The 3260-nt window shown below is 75.3% G+C and carries 3 protein-coding genes; all 3 read left to right on the top strand.

Features of this window, described 5'->3' with window-relative positions:
• Positions 1-737: HypC/HybG/HupF family hydrogenase formation chaperone (locus DQW85_RS11775; protein ID WP_162794913.1), on the top strand; the 737-nt coding region annotated here is incomplete at its 5' end.
• Positions 734-1363: a D-sedoheptulose-7-phosphate isomerase gene (locus tag DQW85_RS11770; protein ID WP_240197100.1), complete on the top strand. Its 630-nt coding sequence runs from the start codon at positions 734-736 to the stop codon at positions 1361-1363. The genes DQW85_RS11775 and DQW85_RS11770, both read left to right, overlap by 4 nt.
• Positions 1364-1371: 8 nt before the next feature.
• A partial coding sequence (locus DQW85_RS11765) for a Sua5/YciO/YrdC/YwlC family protein (RefSeq protein ID WP_240197099.1) occupies positions 1372-3260 on the top strand: 1889 nt, incomplete at its 3' end.

Genomic DNA, 3260 nt, shown 5'->3' with positions numbered 1-3260 from the left:
CGCGCCGCGCCGCCCCCTGCGAGGCGGCGGCCCAGGACGCCGTGCGGATCGTGCGGGCCGCGCGCGACATGGCCACGCGCTTCCAGCGGAAGGGCAGGCTGCTCACGTTCGGACAGGGCGCGACCGCCGCCGACGCCGGGCATCTGGCGGTGGAGTTCACGCATCCCGTGATCGTGGGCAAGCGCGCGCTGCCCGCGATCTCCCTGGCGGGCGACGCCTGCGCGCGGGGCTCGGCGTTCGCCGACCGGCTGCGCGCGCTGGGCAGGCCGGAGGACATCGCGGTCGGCCTCTGCGTGGGCCACGGCGACGTGCTCGCCGCGCTCGCGGCGGCCCGCGAGCTGGGCATGCTGACGGTCGCGCTGACGGCGGGCACACCCGCGGACGCAGCACCGGCCGATCACCTGCTCGCCGCCCGGTCCGACGACCCCCTGATCGCCCGCGAGACGCACGTCACCACCTACCACCTGCTGTGGGAGCTGGTCCACGTCTTCCTCGACGACCCCGGTCTCACCCCGCTGACGCCGCCGGCCTGCGACGAGAGGGGCACCTGCGTCACCTGCGCCGACACGGCGGTGCCGGTCCGCGTCACCGAGCTGCGGCCGGACGGGCTCGCCCTCGTCGACACGGGAGCCGGGATCGAGGAGATCAGCGTGGCGCTGGTCGCGGCACGGGTGGGCGACACGGTCCTCGTGCACGCCAAGGAGGCCATCGCGGTGCTGGGCGGTGACGGCTCGTGACCGAGGCGCTCTACCCGTTTCCCGGCCCCGGCGGCGGCACCGTCGAGGACGTCACCCGTTCCACCATGGACAAGGCCGCGGAGAGCCTGGAGCTGCGCCTGCGCGTGCTGAACGAGCTGGGCCCGTCCCTGGCCGCCTGCGCCGAGGCGGTCGCGGCCGCCTTCCGGGCCGGAGGGACGCTGTTCGCGTTCGGCAACGGCGGCAGCAGCACCGACGCCCAGTCCGTGGCCCAGCTCTTCCTGACGCCAGGCCCGGACGGGCGCAGGCTCCCGGCGATCTCGCTCACCGCGGACGCCGCGCTGCTGACCGCGCTCGCCAACGACGTTCACTTCGACGTGGTCTTCGCCCGGCAGCTCGCCGCGCTCGGCCGGCGCGGCGACATCGCCGTGGCCCTGTCGACCAGCGGCGGCTCGGCGAACGTACTGCTCGGCCTGGAGACGGCCAGGCGCGCGGGCATGGTGACCGTCGGACTGGCCGGTTCGGGCGGCGGGCGGATGGCAGAGGACGCTCTCGCCGACCACCTGTTCGTCATCCCGTCGTCGTCGGTGCACCGCATCCAGGAGGCGCAGACCACCGCCTACCACGTGCTGTGGGAGCTGGTCCAGCAGGCGCTGGCGGAGGCGTGACCGGGCGGGTGCGCTCGAGGATCCAGGTCGAGGGCATCGTCCAGGGCGTCGGCTTCCGCCCGTTCGTGCACGCGCTCGCCTCCCGCTACGGCCTGGCCGGGCTGGTCGGCAACGACGCCGGCGGGGTGTTCATCGAGGCGGAGGGCCCGGTGTCGGCGGTCACCGCGCTGGTGGAGGCGGTCCGCGACCGGCCGCCCGCGCTGGCCGTCGTCGAACGGGTCAGCGTGACCGCCGTGCCGCCGACCGGGGCCCGCGGGTTCGAGATCGTGCCCAGCGTGACCGGCGGGGCCGCGCGCGTGCTGGTCCCCCCGGACGTCGCCACCTGCGGTGACTGCCTCAAGGAGTTGTTCGACCCGGCCGACCGGCGCTACCGGTACCCGTTCGTCAACTGCACGAACTGCGGGCCCCGGTTCACGATCATCACAGGTGTGCCGTACGACAGGGCCGCGACCACCATGGCGGGCTTCACCATGTGCGCCAGGTGCGAGCGGGAGTATCACGACCCGGCTGACCGGCGCTTCCACGCCCAACCGGTCTGCTGCCCTGCCTGCGGCCCCGCCCTGGCGCTGAGCACGCCGGACGGCACGCCGGTGCCCGGCGATCCCCTCGCGAACGCCGCGGCCATGGTCTCGGCCGGCGCCGTGCTGGCGGTCAAGCACGACCCGGCTGACCGGCGCTTCCACGCCCAACCGGTCTGCTGCCCTGCCTGCGGCCCCGCCCTGGCGCTGAGCACGCCGGACGGCACGCCGGTGCCCGGCGATCCCCTCGCGAACGCCGCGGCCATGGTCTCGGCCGGCGCCGTGCTGGCGGTCAAGGGCCTGGGCGGCTACCACCTGGCCGTGGACGCGACCGACGAGCCTGCCGTCGCGGCGCTGCGGGCCCGCAAGCGGCGGGCCGACAAGGCGTTCGCGGTGCTGGCCGCCGACCTTCCCGCGGTGCGGGAGCTGTGCGAGCTCGACGAGGACGCGGCGCGCCTGCTGTCCGGCGCGCGCGGGCCGATCGTGCTGCTTCCCCGGCGGCCCGGCGCGCCGCTCGCGCCCTCGGTGGCCCCGGACAGCGACGAGGTGGGCGTGCTGCTGCCCTACACGCCGCTGCACCACCTGCTCGCCCGCGAGATCGCCCGGCCGTACGTGCTGACCAGCGCGAACGTGTCCGACGAGCCGATCGCGTACGACGACGCGGACGCCCGCGAGCGGCTGGGCGGCGTCGCCGACGCCTTCCTCTCCCACGACCGGGCGATCCACGCACCGGCCGACGACTCGGTGGTCCGGTTCTTCCGCGGCGCCGCGCTGCCCGTCAGGCGGGCCCGCGGGTACGCGCCCGAACCGTTCACGCTGCCCTGGTCCTTCCCCCGCCCGGTGCTCGCCTGCGGCGCGGAGCTGAAGAACACCTTCTGCCTCGCCAGGGACCGTCACGCGTTCGTCTCGCAGCACCTCGGCGACCTGGAGAGCTACGAGACGACACGCGCCTTCACCAGGGAGATCGGGCGTTACCAGCGGCTGCTCGGCATCGAGCCCGCGCTCGTCGCCCACGACCTGCATCCGGAGTACCTGTCGACGAAGTACGCGCTCGGCCTCGACGGCGTGGAGCTCATCGGAGTCCAGCACCACCACGCCCACATCGCCTCGTGCCTGGCCGACAACGGGGAGCGGGGGCCGGTCATCGGCGTCGCGTTCGACGGCACCGGCTACGGCGCCGACGGCACGATCTGGGGCGGCGAGCTGCTGGTGGCCGGCCTTGCGGGGTTCGAGCGGGCCGGGCACCTGGAGCAGGTGCGGATGCCGGGCGGCGCCGCGGCGATCCGCCAGCCGTGGCGGATGGCGGCGGCCTACCTGCACGCCGCGTCCGAGCCGGCCGCGGGCCTGGACGTGGCCGTCCGCAACGCTGAAGGCTGGCG

Source organism: Nonomuraea lactucae (assembly GCF_003313395.1).
GTDB classification, from domain to species: Bacteria; Actinomycetota; Actinomycetes; order Streptosporangiales; family Streptosporangiaceae; genus Nonomuraea; species Nonomuraea lactucae.
This window is presented reverse-complemented; position numbering and strand designations above follow the sequence as displayed.